Source organism: Polynucleobacter sp. MWH-P3-07-1, from assembly GCF_018687555.1.
Classification (GTDB): domain Bacteria; phylum Pseudomonadota; class Gammaproteobacteria; order Burkholderiales; family Burkholderiaceae; genus Polynucleobacter.
Window position 1 is genome coordinate 1,614,917 of the sequence record NZ_CP061296.1, and the last position, 21,389, is coordinate 1,636,305.

The 21,389-nt window shown below is 46.8% G+C and carries 22 protein-coding genes and 1 riboswitch; of the genes, 6 read left to right on the forward strand and 16 right to left on the reverse strand.

Annotation, left to right across the window (positions count from 1 at the left end; genetic code table 11):
* Positions 1 to 9: 9 nt before the first annotated feature.
* Positions 10 to 405 carry a dihydroneopterin aldolase gene (locus ICU98_RS08400; protein WP_215352094.1) on the reverse strand — a complete coding sequence of 132 codons (396 nt, stop codon included), beginning with the start codon at positions 403 to 405 and terminating at the stop codon, positions 10 to 12.
* A gap of 21 nt (positions 406 to 426) precedes the next feature.
* Positions 427 to 1,230 (reverse strand): SDR family oxidoreductase, encoded by an 804-nt coding sequence (locus tag ICU98_RS08405; protein ID WP_215352096.1) that lies wholly within the window; start codon positions 1,228 to 1,230, stop codon positions 427 to 429.
* 31 nt (positions 1,231 to 1,261) lie between these two features.
* Between ICU98_RS08405 and ICU98_RS08410 the strand changes: the two genes are divergently transcribed.
* Positions 1,262 to 2,449, forward strand: a complete 1,188-nt coding sequence (locus ICU98_RS08410) for a class I SAM-dependent methyltransferase (RefSeq protein ID WP_215352098.1) — start codon at positions 1,262 to 1,264, stop codon at positions 2,447 to 2,449.
* Here ICU98_RS08410 and ICU98_RS08415 read toward each other — a convergent pair whose 3' ends face one another.
* From ICU98_RS08415 to ICU98_RS08425, 3 genes are read right to left on the reverse strand one after another with little or no spacing between them, the layout of a single operon-like run.
* Positions 2,450 to 3,574, reverse strand: a complete 1,125-nt coding sequence (locus ICU98_RS08415) for a polynucleotide adenylyltransferase (RefSeq protein ID WP_215352100.1) — start codon at positions 3,572 to 3,574, stop codon at positions 2,450 to 2,452.
* Between the two features lie 3 nt (positions 3,575 to 3,577).
* Positions 3,578 to 4,486, reverse strand: a complete 909-nt coding sequence (locus ICU98_RS08420; RefSeq protein WP_215336504.1) for a complex I NDUFA9 subunit family protein — start codon at positions 4,484 to 4,486, stop codon at positions 3,578 to 3,580.
* Between the two features lie 16 nt (positions 4,487 to 4,502).
* Positions 4,503 to 6,467: a lytic transglycosylase domain-containing protein gene (locus ICU98_RS08425; protein WP_251365341.1), complete on the reverse strand. Its 1,965-nt coding sequence runs from the start codon at positions 6,465 to 6,467 to the stop codon at positions 4,503 to 4,505.
* 111 nt (positions 6,468 to 6,578) lie between these two features.
* Here ICU98_RS08425 and ICU98_RS08430 point away from each other — a divergent pair, with 111 nt between their 5' ends.
* Positions 6,579 to 7,130: a 5-formyltetrahydrofolate cyclo-ligase gene (locus tag ICU98_RS08430; protein WP_251365342.1), complete on the forward strand. Its 552-nt coding sequence runs from the start codon at positions 6,579 to 6,581 to the stop codon at positions 7,128 to 7,130.
* Here ICU98_RS08430 and metF read toward each other — a convergent pair.
* The 3 genes from metF to metK all read right to left on the reverse strand — a co-directional run bounded on the left by metF (position 7,119) and on the right by metK (position 10,812).
* On the reverse strand, positions 7,119 to 7,949 hold the full coding sequence (metF, locus tag ICU98_RS08435; RefSeq protein ID WP_215352102.1) for a methylenetetrahydrofolate reductase [NAD(P)H]: 831 nt from the start codon (positions 7,947 to 7,949) through the stop codon (positions 7,119 to 7,121). The genes ICU98_RS08430 and metF overlap by 12 nt on opposite strands.
* 30 nt (positions 7,950 to 7,979) lie before the next feature.
* Positions 7,980 to 9,431 carry an adenosylhomocysteinase gene (ahcY, locus tag ICU98_RS08440; protein WP_215352103.1) on the reverse strand — a complete coding sequence of 484 codons (1,452 nt, stop codon included), beginning with the start codon at positions 9,429 to 9,431 and terminating at the stop codon, positions 7,980 to 7,982.
* A 61-nt stretch (positions 9,432 to 9,492) separates the two neighbouring features.
* A riboswitch (S-adenosyl-L-homocysteine riboswitch) is annotated at positions 9,493 to 9,600 on the reverse strand.
* Between the two features lie 45 nt (positions 9,601 to 9,645).
* Complete coding sequence (metK, locus tag ICU98_RS08445) at positions 9,646 to 10,812, reverse strand: methionine adenosyltransferase (RefSeq protein WP_215352104.1); 1,167 nt, start codon at positions 10,810 to 10,812, stop codon at positions 9,646 to 9,648.
* Positions 10,813 to 11,015: 203 nt separating this feature from the next.
* Here metK and ICU98_RS08450 point away from each other — a divergent pair, with 203 nt between their 5' ends.
* From ICU98_RS08450 to dapF, 3 genes are read left to right on the forward strand one after another with little or no spacing between them, the layout of a single operon-like run.
* The gene (locus tag ICU98_RS08450) at positions 11,016 to 11,876 is read left to right on the forward strand and encodes a lysophospholipid acyltransferase family protein (protein ID WP_215352105.1); all 861 of its coding nucleotides are present in this window, start codon (positions 11,016 to 11,018) and stop codon (positions 11,874 to 11,876) included.
* Positions 11,877 to 11,894: 18 nt separating this feature from the next.
* Positions 11,895 to 12,794, forward strand: coding sequence for a lipid A biosynthesis acyltransferase (locus ICU98_RS08455; protein ID WP_215352106.1), 900 nt, complete (start codon positions 11,895 to 11,897; stop codon positions 12,792 to 12,794).
* A gap of 53 nt (positions 12,795 to 12,847) precedes the next feature.
* Positions 12,848 to 13,708 carry a diaminopimelate epimerase gene (gene dapF / locus ICU98_RS08460; RefSeq protein WP_215353270.1) on the forward strand — a complete coding sequence of 287 codons (861 nt, stop codon included), beginning with the start codon at positions 12,848 to 12,850 and terminating at the stop codon, positions 13,706 to 13,708.
* Positions 13,709 to 13,711: 3 nt separating this feature from the next.
* On the opposite strand, the gene pyrE is transcribed toward dapF, so the two are convergent.
* A complete protein-coding gene (gene pyrE, locus ICU98_RS08465; RefSeq protein WP_215352107.1) occupies positions 13,712 to 14,380 on the reverse strand; it encodes an orotate phosphoribosyltransferase in 669 nt (222 codons plus the stop codon).
* A gap of 8 nt (positions 14,381 to 14,388) precedes the next feature.
* On the opposite strand from pyrE, the gene ICU98_RS08470 reads away from it, so the two are divergent.
* Entirely contained in the window at positions 14,389 to 15,171 is a 783-nt protein-coding gene (locus ICU98_RS08470; protein WP_215352109.1) for an exodeoxyribonuclease III, read from the forward strand.
* On the opposite strand, the gene ICU98_RS08475 is transcribed toward ICU98_RS08470, so the two are convergent.
* From ICU98_RS08475 to ICU98_RS08505, 7 genes are all read right to left on the reverse strand, one after another.
* On the reverse strand, positions 15,168 to 16,433 hold the full coding sequence (locus ICU98_RS08475; protein ID WP_215352111.1) for an AmpG family muropeptide MFS transporter: 1,266 nt from the start codon (positions 16,431 to 16,433) through the stop codon (positions 15,168 to 15,170). The two genes, ICU98_RS08470 and ICU98_RS08475, sit on opposite strands and share 4 nt — an antisense overlap.
* 15 nt (positions 16,434 to 16,448) lie before the next feature.
* A complete protein-coding gene (gene metW, locus ICU98_RS08480; RefSeq protein ID WP_215336524.1) occupies positions 16,449 to 17,030 on the reverse strand; it encodes a methionine biosynthesis protein MetW in 582 nt (193 codons plus the stop codon).
* A complete protein-coding gene (locus ICU98_RS08485) occupies positions 17,027 to 18,166 on the reverse strand; it encodes a homoserine O-acetyltransferase (protein ID WP_215352113.1) in 1,140 nt (379 codons plus the stop codon). Before ICU98_RS08485 ends, metW begins: the two co-directional genes overlap by 4 nt.
* Positions 18,163 to 18,801, reverse strand: a complete 639-nt coding sequence (gene slmA / locus ICU98_RS08490) for a nucleoid occlusion factor SlmA (protein WP_215352115.1) — start codon at positions 18,799 to 18,801, stop codon at positions 18,163 to 18,165. Before slmA ends, ICU98_RS08485 begins: the two co-directional genes overlap by 4 nt.
* Before the next feature lie 21 nt (positions 18,802 to 18,822).
* Positions 18,823 to 19,725: an acetylglutamate kinase gene (argB, locus tag ICU98_RS08495; protein WP_215336529.1), complete on the reverse strand. Its 903-nt coding sequence runs from the start codon at positions 19,723 to 19,725 to the stop codon at positions 18,823 to 18,825.
* Between the two features lie 12 nt (positions 19,726 to 19,737).
* Positions 19,738 to 20,121, reverse strand: coding sequence for an RNA polymerase-binding protein DksA (gene dksA, locus ICU98_RS08500; protein WP_371818451.1), 384 nt, complete (start codon positions 20,119 to 20,121; stop codon positions 19,738 to 19,740).
* A gap of 189 nt (positions 20,122 to 20,310) precedes the next feature.
* Positions 20,311 to 21,369, reverse strand: coding sequence for a GTP-binding protein (locus ICU98_RS08505; RefSeq protein ID WP_371818424.1), 1,059 nt, complete (start codon positions 21,367 to 21,369; stop codon positions 20,311 to 20,313).
* Positions 21,370 to 21,389: the final 20 nt, after the last annotated feature.

A 21,389-nucleotide genomic window follows, 5' to 3' on the forward strand; every position in this document is an offset into this window, starting at 1 on the left:
ATTTAAAAATTAGACCGGCTTGATGCGAAATACTTCTACGCCTACTGAATGGCAGTCAGGATAGACATCTGGCTTGGCAGTGCTAACACGAACCGCCAACACTTTTGGGTGAGCCAGCATAGCGGCAACAATATCATCACAAAAAGTTTCTTGTAAGTGGATATGGCCCTGCAAAGCCCTATTTTTAATAGTTTCGCGGATAAAGTCATAGTCAACCACCTCTCCCAATAAATCTTGTTTGGGAGTATTGAGTCCAAGTGGAATATATAAATCCACATTGAGAATCACGCGTTGTTCCGCTTTCTTCTCAAAATCATGAACGCCGATATTGATGTAAATCTCGTAGTCGCGCAAATATAAACGGCGGCAGTCAATCAGACTGGGATGGGAGAGAATGGCTTGCATGAGTTAATTTACCTTGGTCATTTAGTGAGTCTTGAACATCACATCTCGCTCCGATGGCAACAAATGTTGCCCACCATCAACGTAGAGTGTCGTTCCAGTAATTGCAGATGACTCTGCTAAAAATATGGCGGCTTTAGCCACGTCGATTGCCTTAGAAGAGCGACCGAGCGGGGTCATTTGATGCGCCTTTGAAAATCCCTCAGCTGTTTGATCGCCAGAAGGGAGCGTAATTCCAGGAGCTAGGCCAATCACGCGGAGTAAAGGGGCAAAATCGACTGCCAAAATTTCGATTGAGCTGAGTAAGGCGCTTTTTGATAGCGTGTAAGACAAGTAATCTGGATTGGGATTAATGAGTTTTTGATCTAGTAGCTGTATCACTGATGGAATACATTCGCTCTCCAACTGATGTTGCTTCTGATGTTCAAAAAACATTTGCGAAAGAATGATTGGCGCCGTCAAGTTCACCTGCATATGTGCCAATACATTTTTTCCACTTAAAGGAGTATCTGAATTTGCTCGATCGTATTGAAAAATTGAAGCACTATTAATGATGCAGCCTAGATTCGGAAATGCTTTAGCTACAGCTGTAAATAGTTCTTTTGCTTCTACCTCCTTACTCAAGTCAGCCTGAAAAGCTAGCGCCTTGACCCCGAGGGCAAGAATATCGGTAACCGTCTGCTTTGCTTCAGTAGCGGATCGACCATAATGAATAGCAATGTCCCAACCCTGACGAGCAAATTCCAAAGCAATTTCTCGACCCAAACGCTTTGCAGCGCCGGTCACTAAAACGGCTTTATTTGACGTAAATTGGGACGCAGAACTCATGTGCAGTTAAATTCTCTTAGACTAGCGAGCTATGGATATTACCTTGACCAGCCTAGAAGCGGAGCATAGCCAACTGCTCTGCAGCAAAATTCGTGCTGAAATCAGTGCTAAAGGCGGCTGGATCCCCTTCTCCCGCTTTATGCAAATGGCCCTGTACGAACCCGGCATGGGCTATTACAGCGCTGGCGCCCACAAACTGGGAGCAGGGGGTGACTTTACGACAGCGCCTGAATTAAGCCCATTATTTGGCTCCGCAGTTGCCAATACCCTCTTACCGGTTCTGGAAGGGTTTAAATCAAAAGATCTGCCAAGCAAAATTTTGGAATTTGGAGCTGGCACCGGCAAATTGGCTGAGGCGATTTTGCTGCACCTGGGCAAACAGGGCTTTAGCCTCGATGCTTACGAAATTATCGAAATCTCTCCAGACTTGGCTGCCAGACAGCAATCACGTCTAAACCACCTAATCGCTAGTCAAGAGAGCAGCACTACTTGTCACTGGCTAGATGAATTACCCCAAAACTATCAGGGGGTGATTATTGCTAACGAGGTCATCGACGCCATTCCTTGTGAGCTGATTATTTTTGAGAACGGCTTTTGGCATTGGCGCGGGGTCTCTGATGAGAATGGGCAGTTTCTTTGGAAGACCGGTAAACCAGTTAATCAAAATGCATTACCCACAATCTTATTGAATGGAAATTTTCCCGAAGGCTACACGACTGAACTGCATCCTCAAGCTCATGCTTGGATGCGTCAAGTCGCACAGCAACTTCAGACTGGATTATTTCTGACTTTAGATTATGGCTTTCCAGAGTCTGAGTACTATCACGCTCAAAGACAAGAAGGTACTTTGATTGCGCATCACCGCCACCACGCAATACCCGACCCCTTTCATTTGCCGGGTCTTTGTGATTTAACGACACATGTGGAGTGGCTTGAGCTTGCTCGTATTGCTCTCGCAGAACAAGCAGATGATGTTTTCCTGACTAATCAAGGGGCTTATCTGCTCAACGCAGGGATCGGTGAACTGGCTTTAGAGCTTGCTGATCCAAAAGACGCTGAAACATTTTTGCCAATCTCCAACGCCTTACAAAAACTACTCTCTGAAGCAGAGATGGGCGAGCTCTTTAAAGCGTTTGCTTTCTCAAAGAATTTGAGTGATCTCATTCCGGGACAACATCTTCAAGACTTGCCTGGTTTGGGTGGTCGTAATCGCCTCTAGCTAAAGAGCTGCAGCAATCGCTGCTAAGCGTGCCTTTTCCACCACTATCCGAATCTTCTCGCCGTTATTTCTATCGGAGGAGTCAAGATCAGCAATGCATTGCGCTAACTCTAGGGCTTGGGCTTTTTGTAAGGCCTGAATCAGATCGCTCACCTCAAAGCCGATTTGTTTGGCCAGGGTCAAAACCATCATCGCTCGCTCTGGCTTGCGCCACACATCAGCACGATTAAACCAAGCCAGAATCTCTTGAGCAGTATTTTTCTGATCTCCTCTTTGCTTTAACAAGAGATTCAGTTCACTAAAAATTTCACTGAAGTCGCGAACTTCATTTGGCATCTTTACCGCCTCTGACCATGCTCGAATTTCAGTAGGCGGTAAATTCATGAGCACCACTGCACAACGCTCCTCTAATGTTGGAGGGGCAATCCGCAAATAGTCTCGCAAGCTCTCTCGTTGTGGTTCATCGATGAGCTGCGCATTTAGACTGCTTGGTAACAGCAATTTTGCAGCGCCGGCATCCAGTAAGACCTGAAACATCCGCATGGGCTTAGTGGCTGTTAGACCTCTTGATAGCTCTTGCCAAATTCTTTCGGATGAGAGTGCTGCCAGCTCGCCAGATCGAACGATTGCTTGAATTGCGAGGAGGGTTTCCTCGGCTACGATAAATTCAGGAAAGCGGGCTGCAAAGCGGGCCACCCGAAGTAAACGTAGAGGGTCCTCAGCAAAAGCATCGGAGACATGACGCAAAATCTTTTTGGCTAAATCTGCTTGTCCATTAAATGGATCAATGATGGGGCCCACCCACTCGCCATTTTCAGAGAGCTCTTGTGCCATGGCATTGATGGTTAAATCACGACGCTCAAGGTCTTGCTCCAGGGTGACAGAAGGATCTGCATGGAATACAAAACCTTTATACCCAGCGCCTGTTTTGCGCTCGGTTCTAGCCAAGGCATATTCAGCCTGAGTGGCGGGATGTAAAAAAACAGGGAAGTCCTTGCCGACTGGACGAAAACCTTTTGCAAGCATTTCCTCTACAGAACTTCCTACCACCACATAATCGATATCGTGGGCTGGGATGCCCATCAAGGTATCTCGTATTGCGCCACCAACAGCGTAGGTTTTCACGAACTAGCCCATTCCTTCAAGCGTATGGCGACTCATTCCAAAGACATCCACTAAGGCATCTTGACTATTAACAGGCAAAGTATTGGGCAAACTCATCGAAGCAATATTATCTCGAGACATTAGCGTAGGTCCCGGTAAATATTCAAATGCAAGGGCTTGCAAATACCCGACTAGATTAGGCACAGGAATAATCACACACTTTGTCTTGGCTTTTCGAGCTGCGAACTCCACAATGGCCTTCATCGTTAATACATCTGGTCCAACTAAATCATAGGACTGGTGAATTGTCTGGGGCATGGTGAGCGATTTCACAAATGCACTGGCTACATCATCAACGCTGACAGGCTGAAACTGTGCATCACAATGTGCTAAAGGCAAAGCCGGAAATAATGTTGTCAGCTTAGAAAATAAATTAATGAACTGATCGGCCGCACCAAAAATGACAGAGGGTCTAAAGATTGTCCAATCGAGATTGCTCGCCTTCACTGCAGCCTCTCCAGCGCCTTTGCTCCGCTGGTACATCGAAGGGCCGTGCTCGTCGGCGCCTAAAGCACTCATATGAAGGTAGCGCTTCAGGCCATGCAATTGCATTGCGGTGATAATGTTTTTGGGCAGCTCGACATGCGCCGCCTTAAATACTTTGCCATAGGGTTTGGCGGGCTGATCGTGCAGAACGCCCACCAAATTAATCACTGCACCATGAGAGCGCACTCGACCGCATAAATTTTGTAGCTCATCAAAATCATGAATATCGGCATCCTCAAGATGCACCTTGGGTAACATTCTGAGCTCACGAGCTGCGCCTAAATGTCGAGTAGGCAGCAATACTGAATAACCCGCATTTTGTAGTTTTGCCGCTAAAACGCGGCCCACAAATCCATTGCCACCGATGAGTAAGATGTCGTATTTCATAAGATTGATTATCTCCTTAAGGTAAATCGCTTTGCGTTGCCGCTTTTGGAGTAATGGTGCCTAAGCGCTGTTTTAAGGATTGTGACTGCCCTTGCATGACAGATGCGTAATAACTGGAATTAGACAATACGTTCTTGACGTAGGTGCGAGTCTCATTAAAAGGAATAGTCTCAGCAAAAATAGCACCTTCAACTGGCCCATCCAATTTCTCGCGCCACTGTTTTGAGCGGCCCGGGCCAGCATTGTAGGCAGCCGAGGCTAGCACCCACGAGCCATCCAAATCATTGAGAACCATATTGAGGTAATTGCTACCGAGCGTCAAGTTGGTATTTCTATCTTGGAGCTGTTGGCTGGTATATGAAGTCATCCCGATTTTCTTGGCAACATACTTTGCAGTATTTGGCATGACTTGCATCAAGCCTGCCGCACCGACATTCGATGAAGCATTCATAATGAAACGGGATTCTTGACGGATGAGTCCGTATGCCCAAGCCAAATTCAAATCAATCTGTTTAGCAATCGGTGCCAAGTCATCTTTAAAAGGGGTTGGGTAGCGCAAGGTGAAATCATGTTCCTGCTTAGTACGATCGGCAGTATTGACAACACGATCATATAAATTCACCCTCTTTCCGTACTCCGCAGCAGCTAACAATTGCTTATCGGACATATTGCGCAGCTCCCAATTCCACTCTCGATTGCCTTCAAATCGAAGATTCATTGCGTAAAGATGTTGTGCCCGAATAAAACCATTGCGATTTGCCATCACATCAATTTCTTGCTCAGAAACTTTAGTTCGAGCTGGGGCATGATTCGATTTACCCAACTCTTCACGCGCTAGTTGGCCGTAAAAATTAAATTGATCCTGAATCAGCTCAAAGGATTCGCGAGCTTTGGCGTCTTGTCCATCTGCCTTCAGTGCACGACCATACCAGTAGGTCCAGGCCGGATCTCGACTGCGGACCGCCGGATTCATACCCTCGATGGCCTGCTTCACTAAAGTCCAATCTTTCACCCTCAAGCCTGCTCGAACCTTCCACTCTTGACTCTCTGTAGAGAGGAGCTCGTTATAACCTAAAGCCTGCTGTAGTCGATAGGCATCATCGGCATTGGGATCCAGCTTCTTAGCCAAAAATTGGCCGATCACTCCCCAAGCGACAGCCTGGTTCTCTTTGCTGTAGCGATTACCGATTTGCTGAAAATCTTTATATGCTCTGGCTGGATCCGTTTTCGCCATCTTCACCACATCAGCAATGGGATCTTCGCCACCTAAACGACGCGACATCGTATCAAAGCCCATTTCATTAGCAGCGCGACCGATGGCCCTACCCTCACTTGGCGTCATGCCTCCAGCCTGAACTAGAAGTGGCACCAATTCTTGACAAGATTGCCCAAAGTAACGAGGGTCAATCAAAATGCTGCGCGCATCAAATGCAACCTTGCTAGCATTCTCACCTTGAGCTAAATGCGATTGCAATACATAGCATTTGACCGTTGTATCGTCATCGACAACAAACTTGGCGTACTCAGCATCAAAATTACTCCAATCTTTTCGCTTACCCAATACCAGCAACCAGTCATTGCGCATTCGATCTGCAATTGCACTCCCTTGATACTGATTTAAAAAAGCGATAACTTGTGAATCTGCACCAGTATCTGCGCGCGCTCCGCCTCCACTATCAAATAATTGAGGCTTAATTCGAAAGTAAGTAACGTAATCATCGTAGGGGTAGTTTGCTAAAGCTGCAGCTAATTGCTGCGACCTGAAGACATCATTTTTTTTCGCGGCTTCACGTAATTCGATAAAAGTACGGTCAGCATCAGTGATTTCTTCTGGGGCAAGCTTACTTTCATAAGACTTGGGCAAATGGACTTTCTTTGACTTGTCTGCAAACGCGCCTGGACTCATCAGGGCTGCCCATAGGATCAGCAATCCAGAAAGGATTTTCAATGCTGGTGCCGGGTTCTGATGCGACTTTCTCACTATGTAACCTTGTTTACTATATTTCTTAATTTTCACCTGATAATGCTCGATATGCACGGTAATTCAACAAAATCTCTCCGCCAAGACTTACTCAGGCAACGCAGTGAGTTTATGGCATCGCCAGACTATGCTCAAACTGAAGCTAGGCTAATTGGGGTATTGAATCAATTTTTGACAAAGCATTCTTCAGAGCTTAAATCTATCGCCTTATATTGCCCCATCCAAAATGAAATTGATTTACGGCCTACCCTATTGGATTGGGCAAAGGCTCAAGCCCATCGCCAACTGGCCCTGCCTTATGCAAAAGAAGATAAGCATTTGGATTTTTATCTTTGGCAAGCGGGGGATGTTTTAAGCCCAAGCAAGCATGGGGTGCCAGAGCCGATTCCCAGCAATTCTCAAAGACCCCAAATTCTTCCTGACTGTATTTTGCTGCCCTGTGTTGGCTGGTCAGAGTCGCAGGACAAGAAAAAGCATTGGCGACTAGGTTATGGTGGAGGCTACTTTGATAGAACCCTGGCTCTTTTGAAAAAACTGGGGCGCCAGCCGATCTGTATCGGCATCGGCTTTGATTGGCAAAAACTAGATGACACAAAGTGGTCTGCTCAAACCCATGATGAGCCTCTGACCTACATGCTGACCGAGTCTGGCTTAAGACCCTAGACTGAGGTTGTCTGCAATAGCCAAAACGGCTTCTGCCTGGTTCAATGAATAAAAGTGCAATCCCGGGGCGCCGGCTACTAACAGTTGATCGCAGAGATCAGTAACTACTTGTTCACCAAAAGCTCGAATCGAGGCTACATCATCTCCATAGGACTGTAGACGCAATCGAATCCAGCGAGGAATTTCAGCGCCACAGGCATCTGAAAAACGCAGTAACTGCGTACTGTTAGTGATGGGCATAATCCCGGCAATGATAGGCTGCGTAACACCCATTTCGTAAGCTTCATCTACAAAGCGGAAGTAGGCGTCGGTATTGTAAAAGTACTGAGTCACAGCAGAATTCGCGCCCGCCTTCATTTTCTGAACAAAAAAGTCAATGTCACTCGCTGGTGATTTCGCTTGAGGATGGGTTTCTGGATAAGCAGCTACATCGATATGAAACCAGTCGCCTGTCTCTGAGCGAATAAATTCCACCAGCTCATTCGCATGATGGAACTCACCGTATTGGCCCATGCCCGATGGCAGATCACCACGTAAGGCAACGATGCGCTTAATACCGAGCGCTTGATATTGCTTCAGCATCTGACGCACACTCTCACGCGAACTGCCCACACAAGACAAGTGTGGAGCAACCATTGCACCAGCCGCATGAATATCACTAACCACTTTTAAAGTCCCAGACTGGGTAGAGCCACCAGCACCAAAAGTAACAGAATAAAACGCGGGCTTGAGAGTTTCGCTCAAGCGCTCGCGCACTAAACGTAATTTATTCTCACCTTCTGGTGTTTTAGGGGGAAAGAATTCAACGCTCAGTTCCATTACCTTAGCCTAGTCTTTTTAGTAGCTTGATTAATAACGATAGTGATCAGGCTTGTAAGGCCCTTGCTTAGTGACGCCAATATAAGAAGCCTGCTGATCACTTAACTCCGTTAACTGTGCATTGAGCTTCTTCAACTGTAAGCGTGCCACCTTCTCATCAAGATGCTTAGGCAAGGTGTAAACACCGACAGGATACTTGTCTGTGCCGACTGCATTCCACAATTCAATCTGAGCAATCACTTGATTGGCGAAAGAAGAGCTCATGACATAGGAAGGATGGCCAGTGCCGCAACCCAGATTTACCAAACGACCCTTAGCCAAAATAATGATACGCTTTTCAGGCATCCCATTAGCGGCTGGGAAAATCACATGATCAACCTGAGGCTTAATTTCTTCCCAACGGTACTTTTCAATACCAGCCACATCAATCTCATTATCGAAGTGGCCAATATTACAAACGATCGCTTGATCTTTCATCTTGACCATATGGTCATGAGTGATGACATGGTAATTGCCTGTCGCAGAAACAAAGATATCTGCCTTATCAGCAGCGTAGTCCATTGTCACAACGCGATAGCCTTCCATTGCAGCTTGTAGGGCACAAATGGGATCGACTTCAGTGACCCAAACCTGGGCAGATAAAGCACGCAAAGCTTGTGCAGAGCCCTTACCCACGTCGCCATAACCACACACTACAGCTACCTTACCGGCAATCATGACATCCGTTGCACGCTTAATCGCATCTACCAATGACTCACGGCAACCATAAAGATTATCAAACTTACTCTTGGTGACGGAGTCGTTCACATTGATCGCAGGAAACTTGAGTTCTCCCTTTGCAAACATTTGATAAAGACGATGCACGCCTGTTGTAGTTTCCTCTGTAACGCCTTTGACTTTCTCCAGACGAGTTGAATACCAAGTTGGATCAATAGCCAATTTATTTTTAATGGTGGCGAACAGAATGGTTTCTTCTTCGCTGGTTGGGTGACTAATACAGGCTTGATCTTTTTCAGCGCGTGCACCAAGGTGCAATAACAAAGTAGCATCACCACCATCATCCAAAATCATATTAGTGAATCCACCGTCGGCCCACTCAAAAATACGGTGTGTGAAATCCCAATACTGCTCGAGGGTCTCACCTTTAATCGCAAACACGGGTGTACCGTTTGCTGCAATCGCTGCAGCAGCATGATCTTGAGTCGAGAAAATATTACAAGAGGCCCACTGCACTTCGGCACCAAGCGCCTCTAGGGTTTCAATCAACACGGCTGTTTGAATGGTCATATGCAAAGAGCCAGTAATACGGGCCCCACGCAAAGGTTGTTGCGCAGAAAATTCATCGCGAATTGCGATGAGTCCAGGCATCTCGGTCTCGGCAATGGCAATTTCTTTACGGCCAAAGTTAGATAAAGAAATATCAGCAATAGCACAACGCGTGGCTACGAAATCTTGTAGATTGAAATCAGAAACGGTATTCATGAATGCTCCAGCTAAATACGACCCAATGCCGGAGTAGATAATCGCTAGCCATTGAATCATGGGTTAGCGAGCGCGGTTGCAATAAGTAAATTCGGGATAGAAAAATTTACTCCCTCCAAGCCTGGGGATTGGCTGGTTCACAGCAATCCTTGCAACGCTCCTTGAAGGTATGGGGAAATTGTAAACAATTTCCCCACTTTTAACTCAATATTGCTTATAAACCTGCTGCAGCCTTTAATGCAGGGGCTTTATCACATTGCTCCCAAGTAAATTCAGGCTCTTCACGACCAAAGTGGCCATAAGCAGCTGTTTTACGATAGATCGGACGCAGTAGATTGAGCATCTTTACGATACCCTTGGGACGCAGATCAAAGTGCTCTGAAACCAACTGAGCAATCTTTTCATCAGAAATCTTGCCAGTGCCAAAGGTGCTAACCATCACTGAAGTAGGCTTAGCAACACCAATCGCATAGGAGATCTGAATCAAGCACTTACTAGCCAATCCAGCAGCAACGACGTTCTTGGCAACATAACGACCTGCGTAAGCAGCCGAGCGGTCAACTTTAGAGGGATCTTTTCCTGAGAAAGCGCCGCCGCCGTGGGGTGCTGCACCACCATAGGTATCCACAATAATCTTGCGACCTGTTAAACCGCAATCACCCTGTGGGCCACCAATCACAAAGCGGCCGGTAGGATTAACGAGATACTTAATCGCCCCTTTGACTAAATGCTTTGGCAATACCGGTTTGATGATTTCTTCAATGACTGCTTCGCGCAATTTCTCCAAAGAGACGTCTTCTGCATGCTGGGTGGATAGCACCACAGTATCAATAGAATCGGGCTTCCCATCTACATAACGCAGGGTAACTTGGGATTTGGCATCTGGGCGCAACCAATTTAAGCGACCATCACGACGCAGTTGAGACTGACGCTCGACCAAACGATGCGATAAGTGAATTGGCAAAGGCATTAACTCAGCAGTTTCATCGCAAGCGTATCCAAACATCAAGCCTTGGTCGCCAGCGCCTTGATCAAGGCCATCGTCATGGGCTTTATCAACACCTTGAGCAATATCGGGACTCTGCTTGTCGTAGGCTACTAAGACTGCGCAGCCTTTGTAATCAATGCCATAAGCGGTATTGTCGTACCCGATTTCACGCAAGGTATTACGGGCTACTTGAATGTAATCTACGTTGGCATTGGTTGTAATTTCTCCAGCCAATACCACTAAACCGGTATTACAGAGTGTCTCAGCCGCAACACGTGCAGTTGGATCTTGGGTCAGGATGGCATCGAGGATGGCATCAGAGATCTGATCAGAGACTTTATCGGGGTGACCTTCAGAAACCGATTCTGAGGTAAAGAAGTAATCATTAGCCATTGCATATTCCTTTGAAAATTAACACGATCATTAGGACAACTCGACGTGCCAGGAACCACAACGGCGACGCTTTAGCAGATTTTTTGAATCGCCCTGCAAGTTGTCTTAACTCAGCGATGTCTCAATTTTATCCCAAAAATAAGAAATATTTCAAGATCGTCCAGAAATTTGGTTCTATACCAATCATTGAATATCATTGTTAGGTGCAAAAACTCCTACTAAAGCCCGTTCTTGTTTTGATTGCTGTGCTGCCCTTATGCATTGTGCAAATGATCGGCGCTGGCTTGGGTCTCTTGGCTTATCTTGGCTCGGCAAGCTATCGACAACTTTTTCGCTCTCAATATCTTGCTGTCCTCAAGGCTCATCAATTGCCCTCGCGTCTCTGGACCGCAGTAATGGCCTCAGGCCAGCTCTTTTCAGATAGCCTCTGGATTTGGCGTAACCCCAAACAGGCACTGAAATTAGCCGAGATCCAAAATTGGGATTTGGTAGAAGCTGCGATTAATGAAGGGCATGGGCTTGTGATGTTGACGCCGCACTTGGGTGGCTTTGAGATTATTCCACGCGTGCTGGCTCAACATTTTCCTGCAACCATCCTCTATCGCCCTTCGCGTCAAGATTGGCTCAATAGCATTGTGGAAGAAGGTCGTGCTTATCCTAATATGCATTTTGTGCCAACCAATTTAAATGGGGTGAGACAAATGACGCGCGCCTTAAGCAAAGGTGAAGCGATTGGAATATTGCCTGATCAAGTTCCCAGTGGTGGCGATGGCGTTTGGGTACCTTTCTTTGGTCGTCCCGCCTACACTACACCCCTGCCAGCCCGCCTTGCCAATCGTAACAAGACTCCCGTCATTATGTTTACTGCTAAGCGTAAAAATCTAGGGCAAGGCTGGTTAATGCAAGCAACGCGCCTAGCTCCATTTTCAGAGGATGCAAATTTAGCCGCCACTGAGATGAATCAGGCAATTGAACATGCGATTCTCAAAGCGCCAGAGCAATTTATCTGGGCATATAACCGCTACAAGCATCCAGCTGGTGCAGAACTGCCTCCAAGCAATTAATTCATACCGATACCCGACATGATTTGGCTCCAAAACTTCTTTAATTTTTTAGCGCTCAATCTGCTCCGATTATTTGCATTCTTGCCTTATCAACTCACGATTCGGATTGGTTACGGTCTTGGCTGGCTTGCAGCGCATATTCCAAATGAGCGTGCAAAAGTTGTCAAAACCAATTTGCGTTTATGTTTTCCAAATCTGAGCGAGTCTGAAATTGATGCATTAGCGATCGAGCATTGGAAACTATTTGGTCGCAGCGTACTGGAACGCAGTCGTATTTGGCTGGGAAGTGACAAGCAAATAACAGACATTGTTTCGATTGAGTCTGAAATTACCCTTGGGGATCGCAAGCCTCGTCTATTAATTAACCCGCACTTTGTTGGCCTGGAGGGCGGCTTCATGGCCCTGTCTGCTCTAGCGAGCAAGCACGACTGGCCTCGGGGGGCTGGTCTTTATCAAAATATGAAGAATCCCTTCTTCAACCAAAAGATGATTGAATGGCGCAATCGCTTTGGCGGCAAGTCGATTGAGCGACAAAGTCGTCTGCGCGATCTCATTCGGGAAATTCAAACGGGCAATTTCATTTTTATTGCACCCGATATCGACCTTGGTCCAAAAGATTCCGTTTTCGTACCCTTCTTTGGCATTCCAACGAATACGATCACTTCCGTATCTCGTCTAGCTAAATTAAGCGGTGCTGAGGTCTGTCTGATGACAACCACTTTGAATACAGATCGAAATGGTTATACCTGTCATATCAGTGCCCCGCTGTCGAACTTCCCATCTGATGATGTGGAAAAAGATACAGCAAGACTCAATCAATACATCGAGGAGCTTGTGAGAGAAAGACCGGCAGAGTACTATTGGGTTCATAAGCGCTTTAAACATCGGCCGCCAGGCGAGCCAAGCCTCTACTCTTAATTGAAGGACTCTGAATTTTGAACACCTCATCACGCAAACTGCGCTTCACCAAAATGCATGGTGCTGGCAATGATTTCATTGTCGTGAATGGCATCGACCAGGACCTGAGCAAAATCACGCCCGATCAATGGCGCTCATTATCGAATCGTCAATTTGGAATTGGCGCAGACCAGATCTTATTGATCGAAAAACCCACTCGCCCTGATGCGGATTTTCGTTATCGCATCTTCAATTCAGATGGTGGCGAAGTGGAACAATGCGGCAATGGCTCGCGCTGTTTTGTACGCTATGTTCACGAGCAGGGTCTCTCGAATAAAAATCCACTGCAAGTAGAGGTGGCTCATACTGTCATTAGTCTTAGGGCTCTGGACAATGGTGATGTCGAGGTAGATATGGGCGCCCCTATTTTTGAGCCCGCCTTAGTTCCATTTAATCCTGAAGGCATTGCTAGTAAGCAAGAGTTTCATGAAACGCTCTACGCACTACCCATTGGGAAAAATCCCGGCGCTCACGATGATTGGGTTGCTGTTTTATCGATGGGCAATCCCCATGCGGTTCAGGTTGTACTGGATGTCGACAGTGCTCCAGTTCGTATTGAAGGCCCCTCGATTGAAATGCATCCCGCATTCCCAAAGCGTGTGAATGCAGGCTATATGCAGATTCTCAATCGCCATGAAATCAAATTACGGGTCTTTGAACGTGGCGCAGGAGAAACGCTAGCCTGTGGCACTGGTGCATGTGCTGCGGTGGTATCCGGAATTCGCCGCGCCCTTTTAGATTCGCCAGTGAAGGTTCACACCCGTGGCGGTGATCTCGAAATTTCCTGGAAGGGAATCGTCGATGGCGTAGCTCAGTCCGTCATCATGACTGGACCTGCCACCACTGTCTTTGAAGGCGAAATAGAGCTGAATTAAGCGCTACACACCGTACTGATCGCGATAGGCTTTAACAGCAGGCAGATAGTTAGCGAGCTCGGCATTACTGGAAGCAGCCAAAAAACCCATCAGATCTGCCAAGTTTGCAATAGCAATTACCGGCAAACCAAACTCTTGCTCAACAGATTGCACCGCAGACTGCTTGCCGATATCCGTTGCAGTGCCGGATTTTTCCATTCGATCTAGAGCAATCAATACCGCTACTGGCTCGGCGCCAGCAGCGCGGATTAGATCTACAGACTCACGCACAGAAGTTCCTGCTGAAATGACATCGTCCACAATCACAACCCTGCCCTGAACTGGCGCGCCGACCAGGGATCCTCCCTCGCCATGATCTTTGGCTTCTTTACGGTTATATGCATAAGGCACATTGCGTCCTTGATCAGCTAGTGCAATCGCAGTAGCTGCAGCCAAGGTGATCCCCTTATAAGCTGGGCCATACAACATATCAAACTGAATTTGAGAGTTGCTGAGGGCTTGAGCATAGTAATGACCCAGGCTGCTTAAGCGCTTTCCATCATTGAAACCACCCGCATTAAAAAAATAAGGGGATAGACGTCCCGCTTTAGTTTTAAACTCGCCAAAGGACAAAACCTTTGCCTCTAAGGCAAAACGAATAAAGTTATCTTGATTAGAATTTTCTGAGCTCATAGGCCTCCATGTTACGCATCATTTCCGCTAACCTCAACGGTATTCGTTCTGCAAGCAAAAAAGGCTTTCTGCCATGGATGCTTGCTCAAAAGGCAGACTTTGTCTGCATGCAAGAACTCAAAGCCCAACGAGACGATCTCGAAGAAGACATTCTCAATCCCGGGGGACTAAACGGCTTCTTCCACCATGCTGAAAAAAAGGGTTACAGTGGCTGCGGTATTTATACCCCCCACCAACCTGATGATGTTCTTTATGGCTTTGGTAATCCTGAGTTTGATGCTGAAGGTCGCTATGTCGAAGCCCGCTTTAAAAAACTGTCGATCATCTCGGTATATATGCCCTCTGGCTCAAGCTCAGAGGATAGGCAGGTAGCCAAGTTTCGCTATCTGGAGGCTTTTTTGCCCCACCTCGTTAAGCTGAAAAAGTCTGGTCGTGAAATTGTGCTCTGTGGTGACGTCAATATTGCCCATCAAGAAATCGATCTTAAAAACTGGAAGGGCAATCTCAAGAACTCAGGTTTCTTGCCTGAGGAGCGCGCCTGGCTCACCAATTTATTTGATCAAGTGGGCTATGTGGATGTCTATCGTCAGCTTGAACCAAGCGCTAGTGAAGAGTGCTATACCTGGTGGAGCCAGCGTGGACAGGCCTATGCGAAGAATGTTGGATGGCGGATTGACTATCAAATTGCTACGCCTGAAATTGCCAGCAGCGCTCTGAAAACGTCGATTTATAAGGCAGAACGCTTCTCAGATCATGCGCCCCTCATTGTTGATTACGACTGGTCGATCTAGGGCTCGTAAGAGGGATGGACTTCCGTAGTGTCATTCCATGGAGCAATCTTCATTAATAAAAGCATCCCTGGAATAGCTAGAACAAAACACAATACAAAGAAATCAAACCAGCCTAGAGCCTCAACAATATAGCCCGTGATGGCATTGATGAAGGTGCGAGGTACTGCAGCCAGGCTGGTAAACAACGCAAATTGGGTGGCGGTGTAGCGAGGGTCAGTAACCTGTGCAATGAATGAGGTAAACGCAGCAGTTCCAAGCCCCACAGCAAACGCCTCAAACCCAATCACCCAAGCCAAAACCCATGGGCTTAGACCTACCTTCGCCAAAATCGCAAAACCCAGAATAGCCAGAGCCTGCAAAACCCCAAAGATCCATAAACCGCGGGCAATCGTCATTTTTTGCAACCAGTAGGCTCCCAAAAATCCACCTGCTAAGCTGGCCCATAGGCCTGCGTTCTTTGCCACCAAGCCAATTTGGGTTCTCGTAAATCCCAAGTCCATATAGAAGGGCGTGGCCAAGGCAGTAGCCATCGAATCGCCCAACTTATACAAAAAGATAAATGCCAAGATAGTTAATGCGAAACCCCAGCCTTTGCGAGAAATAAATTCTTTGAAGGGCTCCAGCACTGCCTCACGCAAAGTGTGTGGTGGTGTGCCGCGCAAGCTGGGCTCAGGAAGCATTAGCGTGACGATTGGCCCGATTGCGATGAATGCGCCGGTAATCATGAATACCGTAGACCAAGGCAAGTAATCAGAAAGAATTAACGATAGCGATCCCGGCACTAAGGTAGATAACTTGTAGGCGTTTACAAAGAGCGCAGTACCTGACCCTAATTGTTCATCGCTTAACCACTCGCGGCGATAGGCATCGACCACAATATCTTGACTGGCTGAAAAGAAAGCCACTACTGCAGCCAAGCCAACCACAATCCAAATCTCAGAAACGGGATTGAAGAAACCCATTCCCATGACTGCGAGCATCGTAATGATTTGGGTGACTAACATCCAACCCCGTCGCCTTCCGAGGAAGGGCAAGGGGAAGCGATCTAAAAAAGGCGACCACAAAAATTTCCAAGTGTATGGAAAACCAACTAAGGCAAATAAGCCAATGGCTTTGAGATCGACGCCCTCTGACTTAAGCCAAGCTGAGAGCAAGTTATAGAGAATGAATAAAGGTAAGCCGCTGGCAAAGCCCAGAAAAGCACAAGCAATGAATGCTCTGGTATTGCTGGGTGCACTAGAGGCTGTCTGGCTATTACTCAACAGATTCTGAAATAGTTAAGCGCGAGAAATCCGAAACAGCGCAAGGCTGCCGAAGAGATTAGGCAGTAGCGTGACCTCGCGTCCTTCATGCAGGATGCATTGATCAATCACTTTGAGGCCAAGATTGGATGCCAGCTTCTCAAAGTCCGCTACCGTCAGCACTCGAACATTTGGGGTGTTGTACCACTGGTAGGGCAGACTCTTCGATACCGGCATATGTCCCAAACCGACAGCCAGGCGATGTGACCAGTGCCCAAAATTCGGAAAGGAAATAATCGATTCCTTGCCCACCCTGACTACTTCACGCAAAATCTTCTCAGTTTGATGAATCGTTTGCAGCGTTTGTGAGAGTACAACGGTATCAAAACTATCGTTCTCAAATAAGGCTAAGCCACCCTCAAGATTTTGCTGAATGACATTCAGCCCTTTATGCACGCATGAGAGAACTCTTGAATCATCTATCTCCACCCCATAGGCATGTACTGGTTTTTGCTCTTGTAGATACTGCAAAAAGCTACCGTCGCCACAACCCAAGTCAAGCACCTGACTATTGGGGGCTATCCACTTCGCAATCGCTTGAAAGTCATTCCGTATCATCTGCGTGCCTCATGCATTTGATCAAAATACGCCCGAATTAAATGGTGATAACGAGGGTCATCCAGCAAGAAGGCATCATGACCATGTGGCGCATCGATTTCCGCATAACTGACTTCACTCTTATTGCTGAGCAGAGCCTGCACAATCTCGCGGCTGCGATTCGGTGGAAAACGCCAATCCGTTGTAAAACTCACGACTAAAAATTTTGATTGCACTTCAGCTAGGGCGCGCTGCAGGCTGCCCTCATAGCGACGCGCTGGATCGAAGTAATCCAAAGCACGCGTAATGAGTAAATACGTATTGGCGTCAAAGTATTTAGAGAATTTCTCACCTTGGTGACGCAAATAACTCTCTACTTCAAATTCCACATCAAAACTAAAGCGGTAATCGTTTGACTCTCCATCAGGACGTTGCAACTCTCGGCCAAACTTCTCTGCCATATCGTCATCAGATAAATAGGTGATGTGACCAACCATACGCGCAAGCTTCAGACCAGACTTGGGGATAACATTGTGCGCATAGTAATTGCCGCCATGAAAATCAGGATCCGACAAAATCGCATTTCGTGCTACTTCATTAAATGCAATATTTTGCGCACTCAGTTTAGGTGTTGAAGCAATGACGATGCAATGATCGATACGCTTCGGAAATTGAATAGCCCAGGCCATCGCTTGCATACCGCCTAAACTTCCGCCCATCACTGCTGCAAACTTACGAATACCCAGCTTATCTGCAAGACGAGCTTGTGTATTCACCCAGTCTTCTACCGTAATGACTGGAAAATCAGCGCCATAAGGTTTGCCTGTTGCAGGATTGCTACTCATTGGTCCAGTTGAACCAAAACAAGAGCCCAAATTATTGACGCCAATGACAAAAAAATGATCTGTATCTATTGGCTTACCCGGACCAATCATGTTGTCCCACCAGCCAATATCTTGTGGGTCATCAGGATTTGGCCCTGCAACATGATGCGATGCATTTAAGGCATGACAGACTAATACAGCATTACTTTTATCGGGATTGAGTCGACCGTAAGTTTCAATAACTAAATCGTAGCCCGCCAATATGGCGCCACTCTGCAAAGGCAAGGGCTCGGCAAAATGGATAGTATTTCTAGAGAGATGTAACTCGCTCATTCGGACAGAAGAATACGCAGACTGATGTCAGATGCATCGGTTGGTAGTTTTTTGAAACCACTTCGTGCAAATCGATGCCAGCGCCCTAAAACAAAGCTCATCAACATCGCCGCCCGAATGCTTACCTCTTCCTGACTCACCTGAGACCAAGCCCCGCCCTGAGTCTGGGCAATTCGCAAGGCTTGCTTCAAGGAGGCTTCTACACGATCAAGCACTTGGGTAATGCGTTCTTGCAAACGATCATCCTCTTGCAATAAAGCATCTCCTAAAAGCACACGTGTCATACCAGGATTTTTTTCAGCAAAAAATAACAGCATTTGCAAAATCCCACGGGCCTGAGCAAGGCCAGACTCTTCTTTTTGGTTAATTTGATTAATCAGCCCAAAGACAGTTTGCTCAATAAAAGCAATCAAGCCTTCAAACATTTGTGCCTTGCTGGCAAAATGACGATAGAGGGCAGCCTCTGAAACTTGAATCTTCGCCGCCAAAGCTGCAGTAGTGACTCGCTCACCTTTGGGGTTTTGCAACATCTCAGCCAGAACTTGCAATATTTGTAAGCGACGCTCGCCAGGGCGCGGACGTTTGCGCGTCTTATCAACATCCATATTGCTCGCTGGATTCAAAGAATCTGGCATCTCTTATCGCTTATTCAATATCTATCGAGAACGAATCATCGTTCCGAAAGCTTGCTCAGTCAAAATTTCTAACAATAGGGAGTGTTCAATTCTGCCATCAATAATATGAACTGAATTCACACCACTCTTAGCTGCATCTAAGGCAGAGGAAATCTTGGGCAACATGCCCCCAGAAATCGTTCCGTCTGCAAATAATTCATCAATCTCGCGAGCCGTTAAATCCGTCAAGAGCTTGCCATTCTTATCAAGGACGCCAGGAATATTGGTCATCATCACCAATTTCTCTGCATGCAAAATTTCGGCCATCTTGCCAGCCACCAAGTCTGCATTAATGTTGTAGGCCTGACCCTCTTCGCTAAATCCAATTGGGGAAATGACTGGAATAAAAGCATCATCCTGGAGGGCCTTCACTACCGCAGGATTAATCGCTTCAATCTCACCTACAAAGCCAATATCAATATTCTCACCGCGCTTATTTTCATCAGGTACTAATAGTTTTCTAGCATGAATTAAGCCACCATCTTTTCCAGTTAAGCCAACTGCTTGACCGCCAAAATGATTAATCAACATCACGATATCTTGTTGTACTTCACCACCCAGAACCCACTCAACCACTTCCATGGTTTCTTCATCGGTGACGCGCATACCTTGAATAAAGGTGCCAACTTTGCCAATCTTTTTGAGTGCTTCATCAATCTGTGGTCCGCCTCCATGAACCACTACCGGGTTCATGCCAACGAGTTTGAGCAAAATCACATCACGTGCAAAACTTTCTTTCAGGCGCTCTTCAACCATCGCATTGCCGCCGTACTTAATCACAATAGTCTTACCGTGATATTGGCGAATGTATGGCAATGCTTCGGCCAGAATCTCCGCCTTCAAAATTGGCGGAATATCGGCGAGCGTAGGCAAGGAATTGGTCATCAGAAAAGCGATTTATTCGCCAAATAGTTTTTGACGCAGCTCGCGACGCTCTTGCGCCTCAAGCGATAAGTTCGCGGTAGGTCTTGCGATTAAGCGCGATAGGCCAATAGGTTCGCCAGTCTCTTCACACCAGCCGTAGTCTCCTGACTCAATGCGGGCCAGGGCTTGCTCAACTTTTTTCAAGAGTTTGCGTTCGCGATCACGGGTCCGCAATTCAAGCGCATGCTCTTCTTCAATCGTTGCCCGATCAGCTGGATCAGGAACCAAAATGTTTTCACGAAGATGCTCGGTAGTCTCTGAAGCATTCTTCAAGATATCGTCTTTGAGGGTTAAAAGCTTTTGACGGAAAAAATCCAATTGAGCGGCATTCATGTACTCCTTCTCGGACATCTTCATTAAAGTGTCCTCAGTGAGTGGGGCACCTTTAACTGCTTTGCTGGCTGTTTTAGCTGCTGCAGGTTTTGTTGCTGTTTTTACCGTCATTTCATTCTTTCCTGGGTTTGAAGCATTATTGCCTCATTCTGCCAAAGTTTTGCGACCTTTTATCAATATTTACTGTGGCGGTGGATTGTATCGGAATCCGGCTCAGACCAAGCAGCCTTCTAGGCCAGCCAGCAATGTGTCCTTCGGCAGATCAATCCCAATGAAGACCATGCGGGTTTGTTTAGGCTCAGAGCCCCAAGGGCCGGCTAAATCGCTGCCCATCATCTGATGAACCCCCTGAAAAACCACCTTGCGGGGGCTTCCTTTGACATATAAGACCCCCTTATAGCGCAGCATCTTCTCACCAAATACCTCCAAAATCCCGCCCAGGAAGTCTTCTAGCTTTTGATGATCAAAGGGTTTATCACTACGAAATACGAAAGACTGGATGCGATCTGTGTGTCCTGCGTGCCCATGATGATCGTGTGCATGGTCGTGGTCATGATGATGGTGCTCATGATCATGACTGTGGTCATGCCCACAAGTACTGTGATCATGATCTTCTTGCTCCAGAAAATGAGGATCAATGTCTAATTTGGCATTGAGATTGAAGCCTTTGAGGTCCAGCACCGCATTTAAAGGAACAATCCCTTTGGCAATCCCCTGAATTGGTGCACGGGGGTTCATATGCATTAAGCGATTCTTCAGAGCCTCCACTTCAGCCTGGCTAACCAGATCTGTTTTGGTGATGAAGATTTGATCGGCAAAGCCTACCTGTCGCTGAGCCTCTTCATGCTCAGAAAGCTGTTGTTGGCCATGCTTGGCATCTACCAGCGTCACCACTGCGTCTAAGACATAGTGATCAGCAACATCATCATCCATAAAGAAGGTCTGTGCTACAGGCCCTGGATTGGCAACCCCCGTGGTTTCAATGACGACCCGATCAAAGCTGATTTTTTTGTCTTTACGCTCTTGCCAGAGCGCATTGAGGGCCTCAACTAAGTCCCCGCGGATTGTGCAGCAAATGCAGCCATTGCTCATTTGCACAATATTTTCTTGATGATCTTGAACCAAAATATCGTTATCGATATTTTCCTCGCCGAATTCGTTTTCAATCACGGCAATTTTCTTGCCGTGTTGCTCGGTCAAAATATGTTTGAGGAGAGTAGTTTTTCCGCTGCCTAAAAAGCCGGTCAGGATTGTTACAGGAATTAATGCCATCACAGGTCCATTCAAAATTC

Coding starts and splice junctions, on each gene's coding strand:
- ICU98_RS08505 (WP_371818424.1), bottom strand. CDS start 21,369: ATGGCATTAATTCCTGTAACAATCCTGACCGGCTTTTTAGGCAGCGGA.
- dapF (WP_215353270.1), top strand. CDS start 12,848: ATGCATGGTGCTGGCAATGATTTCATTGTCGTGAATGGCATCGACCAG.
- dksA (WP_371818451.1), bottom strand. CDS start 20,121: ATGAAGATGTCCGAGAAGGAGTACATGAATGCCGCTCAATTGGATTTT.
- metK (WP_215352104.1), bottom strand. CDS start 10,812: ATGGCTAATGATTACTTCTTTACCTCAGAATCGGTTTCTGAAGGTCAC.
- slmA (WP_215352115.1), bottom strand. CDS start 18,801: ATGCCAGATTCTTTGAATCCAGCGAGCAATATGGATGTTGATAAGACG.
- ICU98_RS08430 (WP_251365342.1), top strand. CDS start 6,579: ATGGCATCGCCAGACTATGCTCAAACTGAAGCTAGGCTAATTGGGGTA.
- ICU98_RS08420 (WP_215336504.1), bottom strand. CDS start 4,486: ATGAAATACGACATCTTACTCATCGGTGGCAATGGATTTGTGGGCCGC.
- ICU98_RS08470 (WP_215352109.1), top strand. CDS start 14,389: ATGTTACGCATCATTTCCGCTAACCTCAACGGTATTCGTTCTGCAAGC.
- ICU98_RS08400 (WP_215352094.1), bottom strand. CDS start 405: ATGCAAGCCATTCTCTCCCATCCCAGTCTGATTGACTGCCGCCGTTTA.
- ahcY (WP_215352103.1), bottom strand. CDS start 9,431: ATGAATACCGTTTCTGATTTCAATCTACAAGATTTCGTAGCCACGCGT.
- ICU98_RS08455 (WP_215352106.1), top strand. CDS start 11,895: ATGATTTGGCTCCAAAACTTCTTTAATTTTTTAGCGCTCAATCTGCTC.
- ICU98_RS08405 (WP_215352096.1), bottom strand. CDS start 1,230: ATGAGTTCTGCGTCCCAATTTACGTCAAATAAAGCCGTTTTAGTGACC.
- pyrE (WP_215352107.1), bottom strand. CDS start 14,380: ATGAGCTCAGAAAATTCTAATCAAGATAACTTTATTCGTTTTGCCTTA.
- argB (WP_215336529.1), bottom strand. CDS start 19,725: ATGACCAATTCCTTGCCTACGCTCGCCGATATTCCGCCAATTTTGAAG.
- ICU98_RS08410 (WP_215352098.1), top strand. CDS start 1,262: ATGGATATTACCTTGACCAGCCTAGAAGCGGAGCATAGCCAACTGCTC.
- metW (WP_215336524.1), bottom strand. CDS start 17,030: ATGATACGGAATGACTTTCAAGCGATTGCGAAGTGGATAGCCCCCAAT.
- ICU98_RS08485 (WP_215352113.1), bottom strand. CDS start 18,166: ATGAGCGAGTTACATCTCTCTAGAAATACTATCCATTTTGCCGAGCCC.
- metF (WP_215352102.1), bottom strand. CDS start 7,949: ATGGAACTGAGCGTTGAATTCTTTCCCCCTAAAACACCAGAAGGTGAG.